This window comes from Ramlibacter cellulosilyticus, assembly GCF_014297465.1.
GTDB classification, from domain to species: domain Bacteria; phylum Pseudomonadota; class Gammaproteobacteria; order Burkholderiales; family Burkholderiaceae_C; genus Ramlibacter; species Ramlibacter cellulosilyticus.
This window is the reverse complement of sequence record NZ_JACORT010000030.1, coordinates 1-1,309: the sequence shown is the minus strand read 5'-3', so window position 1 is coordinate 1,309 and position 1,309 is coordinate 1. Positions and strand designations below refer to the sequence as shown.

1 protein-coding gene and 1 pseudogene are annotated in these 1,309 nt (G+C 69.6%); both read right to left on the bottom strand.

Annotation, left to right across the window (positions count from 1 at the left end):
* Positions 1–408 (bottom strand): annotated as a pseudogene (locus H8N03_RS25970) (hypothetical protein); the annotation flags it as partial.
* Between the two features lie 27 nt (positions 409–435).
* Positions 436–1,309, bottom strand: an 874-nt coding sequence (locus tag H8N03_RS25965) for a glycosyltransferase family 4 protein (RefSeq protein WP_187079152.1), incomplete at its 5' end; no start/stop codon positions are given.

Here is a 1,309-nt window from a genome sequence, read left to right as displayed (position 1 = left end):
CACGCCGAAACGGATGTCGTCCTCGTACGTCGCACCCGCACCCGGCAGCGGATCGCGGAACTCCGCCGCGCCCGCCACGAGGTAGTGCCAGAACGGGTTCACGCCGCCGTCGCGGATGTCGCGATAGGTCGCCAGGTACCCGGTGGTATCGAAGGCGTCCGACGGGTTGCGCCCTTCGCGCCACCCCCGCTCGCAATAGTGCCGCACCGGGTCATCCGGCGGCGGCTGCAGGTCCGGGTTCATCGCACGGTAGTAGTCCGCGTCGAACTGCCCGGAGTGGCGGATCAGCTCGGTCTCCGCCGCAAGCGATGCGTCGGACTGCCGCCGTCCGCGCAGTGCCCGCACCAGGCGAGAACGGACGGCGACCGCCACCAGGGGGTGGCGCTTCAGCGCCTGCAACCAACGCATGCCGGGCCGGATCCTTCTGCAGCAGCCTCAGGCGGCGGCAGGTTCTTCCACGCCGACCGCTTCGGTCGGAAGACCCTGGCGGAACAGGTCCACGTACAGCGAAGCCACCGACTCGATCCGGAAGCGCCCGGCGATCTTCGGCACGATCGCGCACGCCGCCGCATACGCTTCCGGCTCGCCGGCGAAGCGCGCGATGGCCTCGGCGGCCGCGTCGATGGGCACCTGCCAGTCGTCCAGGGCGATCACCTCGCCGGCCACCCCGTCCGGGGAGGTCAGCATGTTGGGAATGTCCCCCACGTCCGTGGCGATGTAGGGCTTGCCGGCGAAGAGGCAGTCGACGATGGTCAGCGGAAAGCTCTCCGAGCGGAAGCGCGTGAGCATGATGCCCATGTCGGCACCCGCGTAATGCCCCGCGGAGTTCTCGCTGAAGCCCACCAGGTGCACGAACGCCGGCACGCCGGCGCGGCGGTACTCCTCGTACACCGGGCCGTTGCCCACGAGCACCAGGCGGATGTCGCGGCCGGACTTCTCGCGCGCACGCTCGACCGAGGCGATCATCTCCGCCCAGCCCTTGTCGGGGATCGCGCGGCTCACGCAGCACAGCACGAACGCATCGTCGGGGATGCCCAGCTGCGAACGCGGCACCGGTTCGATCACCGGCGTCTGGATGCCGTTGGGCATCTTCACGAAGCGCTCCCCCTCGTCGCGCAGGAGGCCGATTTTCGCGAACGGGGCAACGTTCTTGTCCGCCGTGTAGACCCAGGTGCTGACATGGCGATCGGCGGTGCGCAGCTCCTGCTCCGTCACGCCGAAGGCGCTGCCGTGCTCGATCATGCCGTGCAAGGTGGCGACGTGGCTGCGCAGGCCGGAGAACACGTCCGGCTGCTGCACCGGGTACTTC